The sequence below is a fragment of the Nocardioides salsibiostraticola genome (genome assembly GCF_054783655.1).
On sequence record NZ_BAAGQD010000026.1, the window covers coordinates 178,388 to 194,486 of the forward strand.

The following is a 16,099-nucleotide window of genomic DNA, read 5'->3' on the forward strand; positions in this document are numbered from 1 at the left end:
CTAGGTGGCGGGATCGGACGTCGTCAGCGGGAGTCGTACGACGAACCGGGTGCCGCCGCCGGGTCGATCGAAGACAGAGATCTCCCCCTGGTGAGACTCCACGATCGCCCGGGTGATGAACAGCCCGAGGCCGAACCCCGGAATCGTCTGGTGCTGGACGAGATCCCCGCGGACGAACTTCTCGAAGATCGAATCCCGCTCGCTCGGTGAGATGCCCGGTCCGGTGTCGGTGACGGTGAGCACGGCGACGTCCTCGTCGCGAGCGACACTCACACTGATCTGCCCACCGGCGGGGGTGTACTTCACGGCGTTCGACACGAGATTGTCGACCACCTCGACGAGGGTTTCGTCGAGGGTCATCACGATCGGAGGACATGTCTCGAGCTCGAACAAGAGCCCCGCGGTCTCGACGGCCGGGCGTGCGGACTCCACGGCCTGCTCCACCATGCTGACCAGGTCGCGGGGCTGACGCTCGCCGGGCGGCATTCGTTTCTCACCGGCTACGCGGAGGATTTGCTCGACCAGGCGCTCGATCCGGAGGATGTTACGCGACACGACGTCGAGGTGGTCGCGGCTCTCGGCGGTGTCCGGGTGCACCGCCAAGGACTCGGTCACGATCTCGACGTAGCCCTTCACCGACGCGAGGGGGGTGCGCAACTCGTGCGCGACAAGAGCGACGAAATCCTCCTGGACTGCTTCTGCGGTGCGTCGCTCGGTGATGTCGCGCTGCACCGTGGCCAGGGCGAGGGGATCACCGGTCTCGGGGTCCGGCACCAGGAAGCTGACGATCTCGACCGGGATCGCGCTGCCGTCCGCGCGTCGCAGCGTCGACTCCCCGGTCCACCGACCGTGCTCCATGACGGCCGGTTGCTCCACCCTCTCGGACTGTTCGACGCCCTCGGGCGTGAGGTAGTCCGAGATCACCGTGGTGGACACATCCACCTCGGGCGGGACCCCGGCCAGGGCACGGGCCGCGGGGTTGAGGTACCGGATCCTGGCGTCCATGCCGGCGATCGCGATGAAGTCACTCGACGCCTCCACCAGCGCGCGGAACTGCTTCAGGCCGTGGTTGGCTTCCTGCAGTGTCGCCGCCGACTCCCGCAACTCGGTGATGTCCTGAGCGATCCAGCCGGCCCCGAGCCGGCGTACACCTTCGGTGTCGTGGAGGGGGAAGATCTGAGCCCGGACGATGGCGTCGCCGGTGGGAGGGTGCACATCGAGGTCCTCGGACCATCGCTCACCGTTGGCCAACCGATTGACCAACTCGTCAGCGCGTTCCTCGGTCACCAGCTCCACGAGCGTCGACCGGAGGTCGGGCGCTGACAGGGACAGCCCGAGCGCTGCGATCCGCGGGTTCACATAGACGATCTGGCCCTCCGTGTCGGCGATGGCGACGTAGTCGGGGGAGTCGTCGGCCAGGGCCCTGAACCGGCTCAGATCCTCCAGCGCCCGCCTGTGCTCGGTCAGGTCGGTGGTCACTCCGACGGAGCTTTCGAGCGTGCCGTCGGCGCCATGCACCGGCTGAAAGGAGGTCCGCAGCAGGCGACCGTTCACCGTCGCCTGGCTGGAAAAGGTCTCACCGGACGTTGCCTTCCTCAGGTCTCTCACGACGGTGGGGTATTCGGCGTAGAAGGCGAAAAGGTCCGCGCCCACCAACTGGCCGGGCTCGAGCCCCAGCGCTCCGAGTCCCGAACCCACCGAGAACGTGCATCGACCCTGCGGGTCCAACCCGAAGATCATCTGGGGGCCGAGATAGGCGAACTCGTCGAGTGCCTGCGACATCGAACCCCCCCTCGTGAGCCCCAAGATCACCCCGGGTGGCGACCGTCGGAGCCTATCCCGGTCAGAGATGGGCGGCCAGATCCGGTGAGCAGTGCGCCAGGCTCATGCCTGGTGGTCGGCCCACCAGGCCCTCAGGGCCTCGCGCGCCTCGGGATCAGCGCGGACCGTGGGTGTTCAACCACAAGACCGGGCCGGGGAACGGTGCCGGGGATCGCGCCAGATCCCGGATCGCCGCGAGGGCCTTGCCGGTGTAGACGGGTTCGATCTCGAGCCCGATCTCTGCCGCGCGGGCCACTTCGGCGACCGAGGCGGGAGTGGGGTCGCCGTACTTCTCCCCCAGCCAGTCCCCGCGCAGGTCCAGCTCCTCGGGGCGTACGTCGCGCACCCCGGTCATGCCGTGGTCGCGGAGGCGCCGGCCGGTCCGGTTGGCGAGCCGAGCCATCGTGCGCGCGTCGAGCGGCACCATGTCGTTGACGACCACTCCGAGCACCCGGGTTCGCAGACCCGCCAGACGCAGGCCCAGGACCAGGCCGGCGTACGTGCCCCCGGACCCGACGGGCACCACCATGGTGCCCGGCTCCGGCAGCTCCCCGGCGGCCACCTGGTCGGCGATCTCGAAGGCGACGTCGACGTAGGCCAGGGTGCCAATCGGGTTCGATCCCCCGGCGGGGAGGTACCACGGTCGGTGCCGGGCCAGGATCCACGGCGCGGCCAGTTTGAGCCGTCGGGCGGTGGGATAGCGGTAGATCGTGGCGCCGGAGGCCTCGAGGCGGGTCAGTTGCTCGCGCACGTGGTCGTCGACCGGCTGATCGACCAACCCCAGGACGGTTCTGAGTTGTCCCTGGCCGGCGTCCGCGGCGTACAACGCGCAGGCCAGGCCCCAGTGGGTGCCGATCCCTCCGACGGTGAACAGCGTCCCGGTGCCTCCACGCTGCTTGCGCGCGAGCGCCTCAGGCAGGATCCACTCCAGTTTGCGGACCTTGTTGCCGCCCCACGCACCGTCACCGAACACCGACTCGTCCTTGACCCAGACCTCCAGGTCGTCGGGCCACGCCAGATCCAGCGGCCGCACCGGCGTGGGGGCGGAGCCCAACCGGAGGTGACCCAACTCGGGGCACTGCTGCGCCAGACTCGAGGCCCTACTCATGACTTCTGGCTCACGGCTGCTGGTCGGCCCACCAGGCCGTCAGGGCCTCGCGTGCCTCGTCCTGGGTCATCGGCCCGCGATCCATCCGCAGTTCCAGCAGATGCTTGTAGGCCATGCCGACCTCACGGCCGGGGCCGAGCCCGAGGATCTCCATGATCTGGTTGCCGTCCAGGTCGGGCCGGATCGAGTTGAGCTCCTCCTCCTCGGACAGCTTCTCGATCCGCTTCTCGAGCTCGTCGTAGGTGCGGCGCAAACGATCGGCCTTGCGCTGGTTGCGCGTGGTGCAGTCGGCCCGGGTGAGGATGTGCAGGCGGGGCAGCTGGTCTCCGGCGTCACGCACGTAGCGGCGTACCGCTGAGTCGGTCCACTCCCCCGAGCCGTAGCCGTGGAACCGCAGGTGCAACTCGACCAGGTGGGACACGGCCTCGGTCTGGTCCTTGGAGAACCGCAGCGCCTTCATCCGTTTGCGGGTCAGCTTGGCGCCGACGACGTCGTGGTGGTGGAAGGTGACCGTCCCGTCGTCGACGAAGCGGCGGGTCCTGGGCTTGCCGACGTCGTGCATCAGGGCGGCGAAGCGCGAGGTGAAGTCGGGCTCGTCCAGTCCCAGACGGCCCTCGAGCTCGATGGACTGCTCGAGCACGGTCAGGGTGTGTTCGTAGACGTCCTTGTGGCGGTGGTGTTCGTCGCGTTCCAACGCCAGCGCGGGAAGTTCAGGCAGCACCCGGGCGGCGAGCCCGGTCTCCACCAGGAGGGTCAGACCCAGGCGGGGGTACGGCGCGCAGATCAGTTTGACCAACTCGTCACGGACCCGTTCGGCCGAGATGATCTCGATGCGCTCGGCCATCGCGGTCATGGCAGCGACGACGTCGGGGTGGACGGTGAAGCCCAGTTGGGCGGCGAACCGGGCCGCCCGCATCATCCGCAGCGGGTCGTCGGAGAAGGAGTCCTCGGGGGTGCCCGGGGTCCGCAGGACCCGGTGCGCCAGGTCGATCACCCCGCCGTAGGGGTCCTCGACCTCGCGGCCCGGCATCCGGACCGCCATCGCGTTGACCGTGAAGTCGCGTCGACCCAGGTCGCCGTCCAGGGAGTCGCCGAAGTCGACGTCGGGCTTGCGCGAGGTGGCGTCGTACACCTCGGAGCGGTAGGTCGTGACCTCCACGATCCACTCGCCTTTGCGGGCCCCGATCGTGCCGAACTCGCGGCCCATGTCCCACAGTCCGTGTCCCCAGCCCTTGAGTAGACGCTCGGTCTCCTCGGGCAGCGCGGACGTCGCGAAGTCGAGGTCGTTGTGCTGGCGACCGAGCATCGCGTCGCGCACCGGCCCGCCGACCAGGGCAAGTTCGTGCCCGGCGTCGGCGAAGCGGCGGCCCAGTTCGTCGATCACCGGGGCGATCCGGTCCAACTCCCGGGTCACCGAGGCCTGCACCTCACTGACCTGGAGGGTCGGCAGCGCCGCGGGGTCGGGGGCTGTGCTCGAGGATGGCACGCCGCCCGAGGAACGCACGCCGCCCGAGGAGGGCGTGGCGGTCGAAGCGGGCGTTGCGGGGGACGAATCGGGCACGACCGGAGTCTAGGTCCCACCCCGCCTTCACCACGAAGTGCGCCAAATGGCCCCACCAAGTTCGCCGAATGGCCCTTTGAGATCGGGCCACGGTGACCTTCAAGGGCCATTTCACGGCTTTCGGGGGGCCATTTCACGGACTTCGCGTCCCCATTTGGCGGACTTCGTGGGGGATGGGGTGCAGCGTGAGGGATACCGGTACGCCGGCCCGATACCCTCGCGGAGTGGTCAGAGCTGTGGGGTGTGCGCGCCGTGGAGCCCTGCTGACCCTGCTGCTGACCCCTCTCCTGCTGGCCCTGCTCCTGTTGGCCCTGGTCCTGCCGGTCCCGCCCAGCCAGGCGTCCCCGCCCGTCCAGGCCGCGGCATCCGCGGTCGACGAGGAGTACGACCCACCGCTGACCATCACCATCGACTCGCTCAACCCCTCCTACGTCCCGCGCTCTGGGATCCTGCGGGTGACCGGCGAGGTGCACAACGCCGACGAGGTCGACTGGGAGAACATCAACGTCTACTCCTTCCTCGGCGACGCCCCGATGACCACGTCCGTCGAGGTGGCCCAGGCCACCGAGACCGACCCGGAGCAGGGGGTCGGTGACCGGATCATCGCCGCGGGCACCGAGGACAAGATCGAGCGCATCGCCCCGGGTGAGAGCGCGGTCTTCTCCCTGGCGATCCCGCGATCGGAGCTCGACGTGACCGAGGCGGGGGTCTACTGGTTCGGCGTACACGCCATCGGATCCAGCGCGACCGACCCGCGAGACGGGACCTCGGTCGCCGACGGACGGGCCCGCACGTTCCTGCCCTACGTCCCCGAGTCCACCCAGGGGTCCCTCAAGACGGCGCTGGTCATCCCCCTGCGGCGCTACCTGGACTTCGCCCCCAACGGCTCCCTGGCCGACCCGGACGCCTGGGGAAAGGCCCTCGCGCCCGGCGGTCGGCTCCGGGCCGCCGTCGACTTCGGTGCCGCAGCCGGGGACCGGCCCGTCAGTTGGCTGGTCGACCCGGCCCTGCCCGACGCCGTACGCCGTCTCAGCACCGGCAACGGGGGCCGATCGCTGGCACCGACCACGGCCGATCCGAGCGATCTCGACGCATCGACCCCGGGCCCTTCGGAGTCGAGCAGTGACCCCGTGCCCGAACCGCCCCCGGCAGAGCCGACCGACGCACCCGACCTGCTTCCTCCCGAGATCGAGGCCACGGCCACCGACGCCGAGGCCTGGCTCAACCGCCTCGACGAGGCGCTGGCCGACTCGGAGGTCCTCACCCTCCCCTACGGCGACCTCGACGTCGCCGCAGCCGCCGAGCAGGACCCCGCGGCCTATCAGCGGGCCCGCAACCGGCCCGGCGGGGTGCTCACCTCGCTCGGCATCGAGCCCAACCCCGCCATCGCCGCACCCGCCGGCTACCTGAACCCCGCCGGGTTCGGTCTGGTGGGCGACGAGACCGTCCTGGTGACCGACGAGATGTTCGGTGACGACGTGCCCGGGGTCGCCTCGGTCGACGGTCGTCGTATCGCCGTCACCTCCTCCGGTGTCGCGGCCGGCGGACCGGGGCCCCAGCGGCCACTGGGGGTCATAGCCCTGCGCCAGCGACTGCTCTCCGAGGCCGCAGTCCGACTCCTCAGTCCCGGTCGACTGCCCCTGGTCGTTCAGCTGCCCCCCAAGTGGCGACCCGCAGGCGGGGCCGACTTCTTCAACGGCCTGGACGTCGACTGGCTCGACCTGACCACCGTGGCTGACGCCACCGCCCGCAACGGATCACCCCGCGACGCCGAGGACCTGGTCTACCCGGACTCCCAGAGTCGCCGGGAACTGGACCGAGCCAGCTTCCAAACCGCCACCGAGCTGGCCCAGGCCGGGGCGAGCCTGCAGAACCTGCTCACCCGCAACGACCGGATCGGGGTCGCGGTGGCCGACCAGGCCCTCACCTCACTGTCGTACGGCGCCCGCCAGGCTCCCGCGAAGGCGCGCACCGCGGCGCTGGTGTCGAAGGCCTGGATCGAGGGACGTCTGCGTTCGGTCGAGATCACCGCACCCTCGGGCGTGACCCTGACCGGTGACAGCGGGGAGTTCGGCGCGATCGTGGAGAACAAGCTCAATCAGCCCGTCACCGTCGACATCCGGGCCGTCGCACAGGACGGCGCGATCACCATCGACCCGGTCCCGCCCATCCTCCTGGCCCCGGGCGCTCGCACCTCGGTCAACCTCACCGCGTTCTCCGCCGACGCCGGGGTGCACAACGTGGAGCTGATGTTGACCGACTCCGCCGGGAACCTCCTGGGCAGCAGCGACTCGCTGCCGATCAGATCAGCGCAGGTCAGCGGGGTGATCTGGGTGATCATGGGCTCCGGCGCGATCTTGCTGTTCGGAGCCATCGGCGTACGTCTCTTCCGCCGGGTACGCGGCGAACGGGCCGCCACCCGACGTCAGGCCCACACTCCCGAAACGGCAGCCCCATGACGACATCGGATCAGACCGACGACCAGAAGATCCTCGCCTCCACCGCCGTCATGGCCGCCGGGACCATCGTGTCCCGCGCCAGCGGGTTCGTCCGATCGGCGCTGCTGGCCGCCGCCCTCGGCGTCCAGGTGCACGCCGAGCTGTTCAACATCGCCAACACCATCCCGAACATGCTCTACATCCTGCTGGCGGGCGGGATCTTCAACGCCGTGCTGGTGCCCCAACTGGTCCGCGCGATGCGCAACGACGAGGACGGGGGCGAGGCCTACACCAACCGGATCATCACCCTGGCCGGTCTGTTCCTGGCGGTCGCCACCGCGGCCCTGGTCGTGGCGGCACCGCTGGTGATGGCCGTCCTGCTCAACGGCGAGTACTCCGGACCCGAGCTCGTCGAACAACGTCAGTCGGCCATCGACTTCGCCCGCTACTGCCTGCCGCAGGTCTTCTTCTACGGCATGTTCGTCCTGGTCGGGCAGATCCTGAACTCCCGACAGCGGTTCGGGCCGATGATGTGGGCCCCGATCGCGAACAACGTGATCGCGATCCTGGTCCTGGTGACCTACCTGTTCGTCTTCGGGGCCGCGACGACCGCCGAGCAGACGGCGGCGTACAGCACCAACGAGGAACTGCTCCTCGGTATCGGTTCGACCCTGGGGATCGTGGCCCAGTTCCTCATCCTGATCCCCTACCTGAAGTCCGCGGGCTTCACCTATCGACCGCGCTTCGACTTCCGCAACACCGGCCTGGGCCACACCCTGCGCCTGGGTCTGTGGACGGTGCTGTTCATCATCGTCAACCAGATCGCCTACGTCGTGGTGGTGCGGTTGGGCTCCGGTGGACCCGCGGAGAGCAACGACGGCACCGGCACGGTGATCTACGCCGGCGCGTTCCTGATCGTGATGGTTCCGCACTCGATCATCACCGTCTCCCTGGCCACCGCGGTGATGCCCCGCCTCTCCGCGCTGGCCGCCGAGAACGACTACGCCGCCGTGGCCCGCTCCCTGGCCTCGTCGGTGCGCTCGGCGATGGCGGTCGTCGTACCCTTCGCGGCGCTGCTGCCACTCCTGGCCCCGGACCTGGCCAAGCTGATCTGGGGCTACCTCGCCGCCGCGGAGACCTACCCCCGCTACGTGCCGACCCTTTCCCTGTTCGGGGCCGGGCTGATCTTCTTCACCCTGCACTACCTGATGCTGCGGGGCTTCTACGCCCTCGAGGACACCCGCACGGTCTTCTTCATCCAGTGCGCCGTGGCGGGCACGAACATCGTCATGGCGCTCACCCTGGTCGCGCTGACCGATGCCGCGTTCACCGCGCCGGCCCTGGTCCTGGCCTACACCGCGTCGTACGTCGTGGGCTCTGCGGTCTCCTACGCCGTCCTGCGGCACCGGCTCGGTGGGCTCGAGACACCCAGGCTGGTCCGATTCATGGCCCGACTGCTGCTGGTCGTCGGGGGATCCACGGGCCTGGCCCTGGCCACCGCCCTGCTCCTGCGCCACCTGACCGGTGAGGCGACCTTCCCCGTCGCGATCCTGCGCACAGGGGTGATCGCGGCGGTCGACCTCGTCGCCTTCGTCCTGCTCGCCCGGGCCGTACGCCTGCACGAGGTCACCTCCATCATCACGATGGTCACCGACCGCCTTCCTGCACGCCTGCGTCGATGAGCCCCGGATCGAAGGGCGATACATCGGCCGTTTGCTCCCCCAGCCACCGGTCAATCCGTTTACAGTGATCCCACAGGGCAAGGCCATCGAGAGGACCGGTGTGCGACAGGCGATTCGACCCGGCGACGTGCTCGCCGGTCGCTATCGGCTCGTGGACCTGCTCACCGAAACCGGGGGCGGGCGATTCTGGCGTGCCCACGACCAGGTCCTGGAACGCACCGTCGCGCTGCACATCCTCGACGCCCAGGACCGTCGCTCCACGGCCCTGCTCAAGGCGGCTCGCTCCTCGGCCACCGTCCAGGACGCCCGCCTGCTGCGAGTGCTCGACGCCGAAGTGACCGAGGGCGTCTGTTACGTCGTCAACGAGTGGGGAAGCGGCACCTCCCTCGACCTGCTGATCAGTCGCGGACCCCTGGGACCGCGACGAGCCGCCTGGCTCGTGGCCGAGGTCGCCGATTCACTGGCCACCGCCCACTCCCAGAACGTGCCGCACGGGCACCTCGTCCCCGAGAACATCCTGGTCGACCAGCACGGTGAGATCCGGATCATCGGCCATGGGGTCGACGCCGCCCTGCGGGGCCTGACGTTGGACCGACCGGGCAACGACGTCCTCGACCTGGCCGGCCTCCTCTACTGCGCCCTGACCACCCGATGGGGCGGGCCCTCGGAGTCGGTCGTTCCGCCGGCACCCACGGAGCATCACCAGGTCCTGCGCCCACGACGGGTCCGCGCCGGGGTCCCCCGGCCTCTCGACGTCCTTTGTGACGCCGTCCTCCACCCGCACCTGGGTCGACGCGATCTGGGTGACATCACAACCGCCGCCGGGATCCGCGACTACCTCACCGAGTACGTCGGCGACCCGGCCGGGATTCCCGCCGCCCTGTTGGCCAGTTGCCCGGACCGCCGGGAACCCGACCAGGTCGTCCTGCCCGCCGCCCCTGAGTTGGCCGCGAGCGCGATCGCCACCCTGCATCAGCCAGGCCAGGCAGTGAATCAAGCCCCGCCCCAGGCCCCGACCCACACACCGGCCCAGCCGTCGAGCCAGTCTGCGGCCCAAACACCGGCCCAAACACCGGCCCAGCCGCCACCCCAGCCTGCAGCGTCCGATCTGCAGGAGGACCGTCCCACCGAGGCGGGTCTGCCGATCTTCGGGGACGACGAGGACGACGTCGAGTGGTTCCAGGCCAGGGCCAGCCGACCCAAGCCGCCTCCCGCCTTCGAGGAACCGGCCTCCCGGCCCCTGTTCGCCCCCGACCCCGAGGGCGGCGGACCCGTGCGCACCCCTCGCCGGTTGGGTGAACGCGCGGTGGATCGCGCGCAGGCGGAGCAAGCGCTGTCCAGCGCGCCAGCGGGCTACGGCCTCAGCGGAGACACCTCCACCGACGCTGCGCCGGTCCCGCGTGGGTTCTGGCCCTGGGAGACCATGGGCGGAAGTCGGGCTACGACCGAGCGCGCCGTCGAGCAGAGCGGTGCCGGTCCAGGAGCCGGAGCGTTGCTCGAGGCCGAGGACGAGGTCCCGGGACGCAACTGGGTTCGCCTGGGCATCGGCGCGTTGGCCCTGCTCGTCCTGGCCGTCTCTGTCCTGGTCGCGTTCACGGTCACCCGCGGGCCCGGGGCCGAGCCGGATGCCGACCCCTCCACCGACAGCGCCTCCCCCAGCGCCGACCCGTCCACCACGGAGCCCCTGACCGGACTCCAGGCCACCGACCTCGATCCGGCCGGAACGCCGGTGCCGGAGGAGAACCCCGAGCTCGCCCCGCTGGCCGTCGACGGGGATCGCTCCACCGTGTGGCAGACCGAGGGGTACTTCGAACAGCTGGGACCCCAGGGCCTGAAGACCGGCGTCGGTCTGACCATCGACCTCGGCGCCACCACGGAGGTCACCGACGTCCGGGTGTTCTTCCAGGGCACCCCGACCGACGTCGAGTTGTACCTCACCGACGAGGTGCCCACCGACGTCGAGGGCCTCGAGCCCATCAGCACCGGTACGGCGACCGAGGAGGGTCTGGTGCTGACCCCCGACTCGGCGCCCTCCGGTCGATACCTCGTGGTCTGGCTCACCGCCCTTCCGGCGGACGGGGACCGCTTCCGCGGCCGCGTGGCCGAGGTCGTGGTGCGGGGGGCCTCCAGGTGAGCGTCCCGGCCCCACCCGAGGACCAACCGGACGCCCCACAAGACGCCGAGCCGGACAACCAGCCCGATGACCGGCCCGACTCTGGGCCCACCGACGCCGAACTCCTGGCTGCGCACGTGGCCGGACAGCCCGAGGCCTTCGGCATCCTGTTCGCCCGTCATCGGGACCGGCTCTGGGCCGTGTCGCTGCGCACCATGGGCAACCCCGAGGACGCCGCCGACGGCCTGCAGGACGGACTGATCGCCGCCTACCGACGCGCGGAAACCTTCCGGGGAGACTCGCAGGTCACCACCTGGCTTCACCGCGTCGTCGTCAACGCCTGCCTGGACCGGCTGCGCGCGGCGAAGGTGCGGCGTACCGAACCCCTTCCCGACGATCGCGAGGATCACCCGGATCGCGACGCGTCCAGCACCTCGGCGACCGAGTCCCAGGATCCGGCGGAGCTGAGCGTGGTGGCCGAGCGACGTCGCCTCGTGCTGCGGGCGTTGGCCACCCTGCCGCCCGAACAGCGCGCCGCCCTGGTGCTGGTGGACATGGAGGGCTACCCCGTTTCCGAGGTGGCGCTGATGCTCGATTGCCCCACGGGTACGGTTAAGTCCCGCTGTTCGCGAGGGCGTGCGCGCCTCGCCGTCGAACTCCGGGACCTTCTGGAGGTAGCTTCGGGCGAACCCTCCCCCCCGACCGGGAACCACGAGTCGACCTCACCCGTCTCATCCTCGACAACACCACGTGCCCCACCCACCCGAAGCGACACCCCATCCGGCACCTAGCCGCCCCCCGAGTACCTCAGGAGAACACTGCAGATGACCGACCAGGAGCGCGATCTTCCGTCGAAGGATGACGCTCGTGTGCGGCAACTGCTGGCCGACGCCCGAGTCGACTCACCGACTCCGCCGGAGGTCGTACGCCGTCTGGACGGGGTCCTGCACGGGCTGGAGGGAGTGCCCGGCGAGAGCGCAGAACCGGTCGTCGACCACCTGACCCGACGCCGACGCCGGAACGTGTCGCGTCTGCTGCTCGCCGCGGCAGCAGTCGTCGTGGCCGGGATCGGGATCAACGCCATCGTCGACGAACCCGAACCCGACGCGGCCCCCACGACCGCCCTCGAGGCAAGTGCGGACGCCGGCGCCACCGATTCGCAGGACGTGCCCGACCGAACCCGAGCCACCGACCCGCTGGGCGACCTCGAGGCGCCCCTCGCGGCGGCCCCGGAAGCATCGGCCGACCAGGACACCCAGCGCACGACCAAGTCCGCGTCGTACGCCATCGCTCTGGGCGGTGGGGGTCTGAACCAGGCCGTCCAGCGCGTGATGCGGGCAGCCCGTGGCGCGGCGGTCTCCGAGAGCGGGTACCTCGACCTCGCCGACGCCGAGCTGGGCCCGGGGCTGAGCCTCGTGGGCGACTTCGTGTGCACCCCGGCGGCCTGGGGGCGCGGACGGCTGATCCCCATCTACTACGGGGGAACCCCCAACGTGCTTGCCCTGCGCACACCCATCGGCAAGACGCAGGTCGTCGACGTACTCCAGTGCGGCACCGGCGACATCGTTCGCTCGCTCTCCTTCGCGACGGGTCGCTGAGCCGTTCCACAGCTCGTCTGGTGCGTCACACGCCCGTCGCGCGTCCGGCACAGGTCCGCATGGCGGCGCCCCTGAGCGGTCCCCACGTTGACCGATCGGGAATGATCTGGCAGAACGTGCCGTTAGGCCGTCGTACCCCACCGAAAGTGACGTGTGATGCCTGACCTTCGCAATGTGATCATCATCGGCTCCGGCCCCTCCGGCTACACCGCCGGCGTGTATGCCGCCCGAGCCAGTCTCGAGCCTCTCCTGTTCGAAGGCTCGGTCACCTCCGGCGGCGCGCTGATGAACACCACCGAGGTGGAGAACTTCCCCGGCTTCCGTGACGGCATCATGGGTCCCGCCCTGATGGACGAGATGCGCGCCCAGGCCGAGCGGTTCGGCGCGGAGATCATCTCCGACGACATCATCGAGGTCGACCTGACCGGCGACGTCAAGACCGTGAAGACGGCCACCGACACCTACACCGCCCGCTCGATCATCCTGGCGACCGGTTCGTCCTACCGGAAGCTGGATCTGCCGCGGGAGGACGAGTTGTCCGGTCGCGGCGTGTCCTGGTGCGCCACCTGCGACGGGTTCTTCTTCAAGAACCAACACATCGCGGTCGTCGGCGGCGGCGACTCCGCGATCGAGGAGGCGACCTTCTTGACCCGGTTCGCCTCCAAGGTCTCCCTGATCCACCGCCGCGGGGAACTGCGGGCCTCCAAGATCATGCAGGAGCGCGCGTTCGCGGACCCGAAGCTCGAGATGGTGTGGAACTCCGAGATCGCCGAGATCCACGGCGAGGAGAGCCTCGAGGGCCTCACCCTGCGCGACACCGTCACCGGTGAGACCAGTCCCCTGGACGCCACCGGACTGTTCATCGCCATCGGTCACGACCCGCGTTCGGAACTGCTCGCGGGCCAGATCGACCTCGACGTCGAGGGCTACGTCCTGGTCAACCACCCCTCGACGTCCACGAACCTGGCCGGCGTCTTCGCGGCCGGCGACCTGGTCGACCACCACTACCGCCAGGCCATCACGGCCGCTGGCACCGGCTGCTCCGCGGCCCTGGACGCCGAGCGGTACCTCGCCGACCTCGACCACGCCGCCTCCACCGCGGGCTCGGCCGAGGACACCGACCGCGAGGTCGCCGAAACCCAGCCCGTCAACGCCTGAGCGCAGCACCACCCCCGAACAACCCCGAACAACCCCGGTCCCACCCGAGCCAATCCATCCCGCAACATCCCAGCACGACAACCACAGTTAGGAATCACCATGGGCAACATGTCACCCGTCACCGACGCAGAGTTCGAGGCGCAGGTCCTCAAGGCCGAGCAGCCCGTTCTCGTCGACTTCTGGGCCGAATGGTGCGGTCCGTGCCGTCAGGTCTCCCCGATCCTCGACGAGATCGCCGGCGCCAACGGCGAGAAGATGACGTTCTACAAGATGAACGTCGACGAGAACCCGGTCACCCCGGCGTCGTACCGCGTCACCGGCATCCCGACCATCAACGTCTATAAGGGCGGCGAGGTCGTCCGCAGCATCGTCGGCGCCAAGCCGAAGGCTGCCCTGCTCAAGGAGCTCGAGGAGTTCCTGGCCTGATCGACCTGGCCTGATCGACCTCTCGGTCGAGCCTGAAATCACCCGGCCGCATCCCCGACGTTCGCGTCGAGGGTGCGGCCGTTGGTGTTGGTATGCCTAAACCCGGGCGCGTCACCGACCGGTGACCTGCGAGGATGACCGCGTGCGCCAGATCCGTCAGAGCCGCAAGCTCCTCAATGTCCGCTACGACGTGCGGGGACCCATCCTCGTCGAGGCCCAGCGATTGGAGGCGGAGGGTCACCGGATCCTGAAACTGAACATCGGGAACCCCGCACCCTTCGGGTTCGAGGCGCCGGAGGCCATCCTGGCCGATGTACGCCATCACCTGGCCGACTCCCAGGGCTACAGCGACTCCCGCGGCATCTACTCAGCGCGGACGGCGGTGGCGCAGTACTACCAGCAGTGCGGTCTGCGGGATGTCGAGGTCGAGGACGTCTTCATCGGCAACGGCGTCTCCGAACTCATCTCGATGGTGCTGCAGGCGTTCATCGACGACGGCAACGAGATCCTCATCCCGGCCCCCGACTACCCGTTGTGGACCGGGGCGGTCACGCTCTCGGGCGGTACGCCGGTGCACTACCTGTGCGACGAGGCCAACGGCTGGAACCCGGATCTGGCCGACATCGAAGCCAAGATCACCGAGCAGACCCAGGCCCTGGTCATCATCAACCCGAACAACCCCACCGGCGCGGTCTACAGCAAGGAGATCGTCGCCGGTCTCATCGACATCGCCCGCCGGCACGAGTTGGTCGTGTTCGCCGACGAGATCTACGAGAAGATCCTCTTCGAGGACGCGGTGCATCACCACGCCGCCAAGGAGGCCGGCTCCGACGTCCTGTGCCTGACCTTCAGCGGGCTGTCCAAGGCCTATCGCGTGTGCGGCTACCGGGCAGGCTGGGTGATGATCTCCGGGCCCAAGGAGGTCGCCCAGGACTTCTTGGAGGGACTGACCCTGGTCGCCAACATGCGCATGTGCGCCAATGTGCCCGCCCAGCACGCGATCCAGACCGCTCTGGGTGGGTATCAGTCGATCGAGGAGTTCATCGGGCCCGGCGGTCGGTTCTACGAGCAGAGCATGCTCGCCGACCGGCTGCTCAACGAGATCCCCGGCGTCAGCTCGGTCAAACCCCAGGGGGCGCTGTACTGCTTCCCGCGCCTGGACCCCGAGGTTTACCCCATCGAGGACGACCAGGCCTTCGTCATCGAGCTGCTCCGGGCCAAGAAGTTGCTGGTCACCCACGGTTCGGGCTTCAACTGGCCCAAGCCCGACCACTTCCGGCTCGTCACGCTTCCGGACGTGGACATGCTCACCGAGGCCATCGGCCGCATCTCGGACTTTCTCGCCACCCAGCGCTAGGGGCCTCGCACGTCGTACGCTTCGCGGAACCACCCCGTGTCCGCCGCGTCCGAGGAGTCCCCGTTGCTCGACCTCACCTATCCACCGATCATCCTGACGGCCAAGACCCTGTTTCGCGCCCTGGGGCAGACCTTCCGGATGAGCGGCGCCGAGCACGTTCCGCGCAAGGGTGGGGTGATGCTCGCGGTCAACCACATCGGGTACGTCGACTTCGTCTACGGCGGACTGGCCGCCAACCCCTCGGGTCGCCTGGTGCGCTTCATGGCCAAGCGCGAGATCTTCGACAACAAGTTCGGTGGACCGCTGATGCGCTCCCTGCACCACATCGAGGTCGACCGGGGTGCTGGGCTGGCGTCGTACGCCACAGCGGTGGACTACCTGAAGAAGGGTGAGGCGGTCGGGATCTTCCCCGAGGCCACCATCTCGCGGGCCATGGAGCTCAAGGAGTTCAAGACCGGCGCAGTGCGAATCGCGGCCGACGCGGGGGTCCCCCTGGTGCCGGTGATCCTCTGGGGAACCCAGCGGATGCTGACCAAGGACCACGACAAGGACTTCTCCCGCGGGAAGACGATCGTGATCAAGGTCGGTGAACCCCTGTATCCCACCGGTGAGGACCCGGTCGCCGAGACCGCGGAGCTGAAGGCGCGCATGTCGGTGTTGCTCGATGAGGCGATCGCGGAGTATCCCCCGGAGGAGCAGCCTCCCGGATCCTGGTGGTTGCCGGCCCGTCACGGTGGTTCGGCCCCGACGTTGGAGGAGGCCGAGCGCCTCGACGCCGAGGAGAAGCGCGAACGAGCCGCCAAGCGAGCCGCCCGCAGGGCCAAGGGCTGAACCCTC

Annotated in this window: 12 protein-coding genes; 9 read left to right on the forward strand and 3 right to left on the reverse strand. The window is 69.4% G+C overall.

What is annotated here, in order from left to right; genetic code table 11:
• The 3 genes from ACYVLV_RS15390 to ACYVLV_RS15400 form a co-directional block, all read right to left on the reverse strand.
• The gene (locus ACYVLV_RS15390; RefSeq protein ID WP_460811290.1) at positions 1–1,782 is read right to left on the reverse strand and encodes a PAS domain-containing sensor histidine kinase; all 1,782 of its coding nucleotides are present in this window, start codon (positions 1,780–1,782) and stop codon (positions 1–3) included.
• Positions 1,783–1,936: 154 nt separating this feature from the next.
• Positions 1,937–2,929: a 1-aminocyclopropane-1-carboxylate deaminase/D-cysteine desulfhydrase gene (locus ACYVLV_RS15395; RefSeq protein ID WP_460811291.1), complete on the reverse strand. Its 993-nt coding sequence runs from the start codon at positions 2,927–2,929 to the stop codon at positions 1,937–1,939.
• A 10-nt stretch (positions 2,930–2,939) separates the two neighbouring features.
• On the reverse strand, positions 2,940–4,415 hold the full coding sequence (locus tag ACYVLV_RS15400; protein WP_460812222.1) for a CCA tRNA nucleotidyltransferase: 1,476 nt from the start codon (positions 4,413–4,415) through the stop codon (positions 2,940–2,942).
• 299 nt (positions 4,416–4,714) lie between these two features.
• Between ACYVLV_RS15400 and ACYVLV_RS15405 the strand changes: the two genes are divergently transcribed.
• The 9 genes from ACYVLV_RS15405 (at position 4,715) to ACYVLV_RS15445 (ending at position 16,093) form a co-directional block, all read left to right on the forward strand.
• On the forward strand, positions 4,715–6,949 hold the full coding sequence (locus tag ACYVLV_RS15405) for a DUF6049 family protein (protein WP_460811292.1): 2,235 nt from the start codon (positions 4,715–4,717) through the stop codon (positions 6,947–6,949).
• Positions 6,946–8,610: a murein biosynthesis integral membrane protein MurJ gene (gene murJ, locus ACYVLV_RS15410; RefSeq protein WP_460811293.1), complete on the forward strand. Its 1,665-nt coding sequence runs from the start codon at positions 6,946–6,948 to the stop codon at positions 8,608–8,610. The genes ACYVLV_RS15405 and murJ overlap by 4 nt, the downstream gene beginning before the upstream one ends.
• A gap of 100 nt (positions 8,611–8,710) precedes the next feature.
• Entirely contained in the window at positions 8,711–10,744 is a 2,034-nt protein-coding gene (locus ACYVLV_RS15415; protein WP_460811294.1) for a protein kinase family protein, read from the forward strand.
• Positions 10,741–11,514, forward strand: coding sequence for an RNA polymerase sigma factor SigM (gene sigM, locus ACYVLV_RS15420; RefSeq protein WP_460811295.1), 774 nt, complete (start codon positions 10,741–10,743; stop codon positions 11,512–11,514). Before ACYVLV_RS15415 ends, sigM begins: the two co-directional genes overlap by 4 nt.
• 33 nt (positions 11,515–11,547) lie before the next feature.
• Positions 11,548–12,321: a hypothetical protein gene (locus ACYVLV_RS15425; protein WP_460811296.1), complete on the forward strand. Its 774-nt coding sequence runs from the start codon at positions 11,548–11,550 to the stop codon at positions 12,319–12,321.
• A 156-nt stretch (positions 12,322–12,477) separates the two neighbouring features.
• Positions 12,478–13,479 carry a thioredoxin-disulfide reductase gene (gene trxB, locus ACYVLV_RS15430; RefSeq protein WP_460811297.1) on the forward strand — a complete coding sequence of 334 codons (1,002 nt, stop codon included), beginning with the start codon at positions 12,478–12,480 and terminating at the stop codon, positions 13,477–13,479.
• A gap of 99 nt (positions 13,480–13,578) precedes the next feature.
• Positions 13,579–13,905 (forward strand): thioredoxin, encoded by a 327-nt coding sequence (gene trxA, locus ACYVLV_RS15435; protein ID WP_460811298.1) that lies wholly within the window; start codon positions 13,579–13,581, stop codon positions 13,903–13,905.
• Positions 13,906–14,047: 142 nt separating this feature from the next.
• Positions 14,048–15,262 carry a pyridoxal phosphate-dependent aminotransferase gene (locus ACYVLV_RS15440; protein WP_460811299.1) on the forward strand — a complete coding sequence of 405 codons (1,215 nt, stop codon included), beginning with the start codon at positions 14,048–14,050 and terminating at the stop codon, positions 15,260–15,262.
• A 36-nt stretch (positions 15,263–15,298) separates the two neighbouring features.
• Positions 15,299–16,093 carry a lysophospholipid acyltransferase family protein gene (locus ACYVLV_RS15445; RefSeq protein ID WP_460811300.1) on the forward strand — a complete coding sequence of 265 codons (795 nt, stop codon included), beginning with the start codon at positions 15,299–15,301 and terminating at the stop codon, positions 16,091–16,093.
• The last annotated feature ends 6 nt before the right edge of the window (positions 16,094–16,099 follow it).

What these genes read in the sequence shown, in the direction of transcription:
- ACYVLV_RS15390 (WP_460811290.1), bottom strand. Translation starts at nt 1,782, where the DNA reads ATGTCGCAGGCACTCGACGAGTTCGCCTATCTCGGCCCCCAGATGATC.
- ACYVLV_RS15395 (WP_460811291.1), bottom strand. Translation starts at nt 2,929, where the DNA reads ATGAGTAGGGCCTCGAGTCTGGCGCAGCAGTGCCCCGAGTTGGGTCAC.
- murJ (WP_460811293.1), top strand. Translation starts at nt 6,946, where the DNA reads ATGACGACATCGGATCAGACCGACGACCAGAAGATCCTCGCCTCCACC.
- ACYVLV_RS15425 (WP_460811296.1), top strand. Translation starts at nt 11,548, where the DNA reads ATGACCGACCAGGAGCGCGATCTTCCGTCGAAGGATGACGCTCGTGTG.
- trxB (WP_460811297.1), top strand. Translation starts at nt 12,478, where the DNA reads ATGCCTGACCTTCGCAATGTGATCATCATCGGCTCCGGCCCCTCCGGC.
- trxA (WP_460811298.1), top strand. Translation starts at nt 13,579, where the DNA reads ATGGGCAACATGTCACCCGTCACCGACGCAGAGTTCGAGGCGCAGGTC.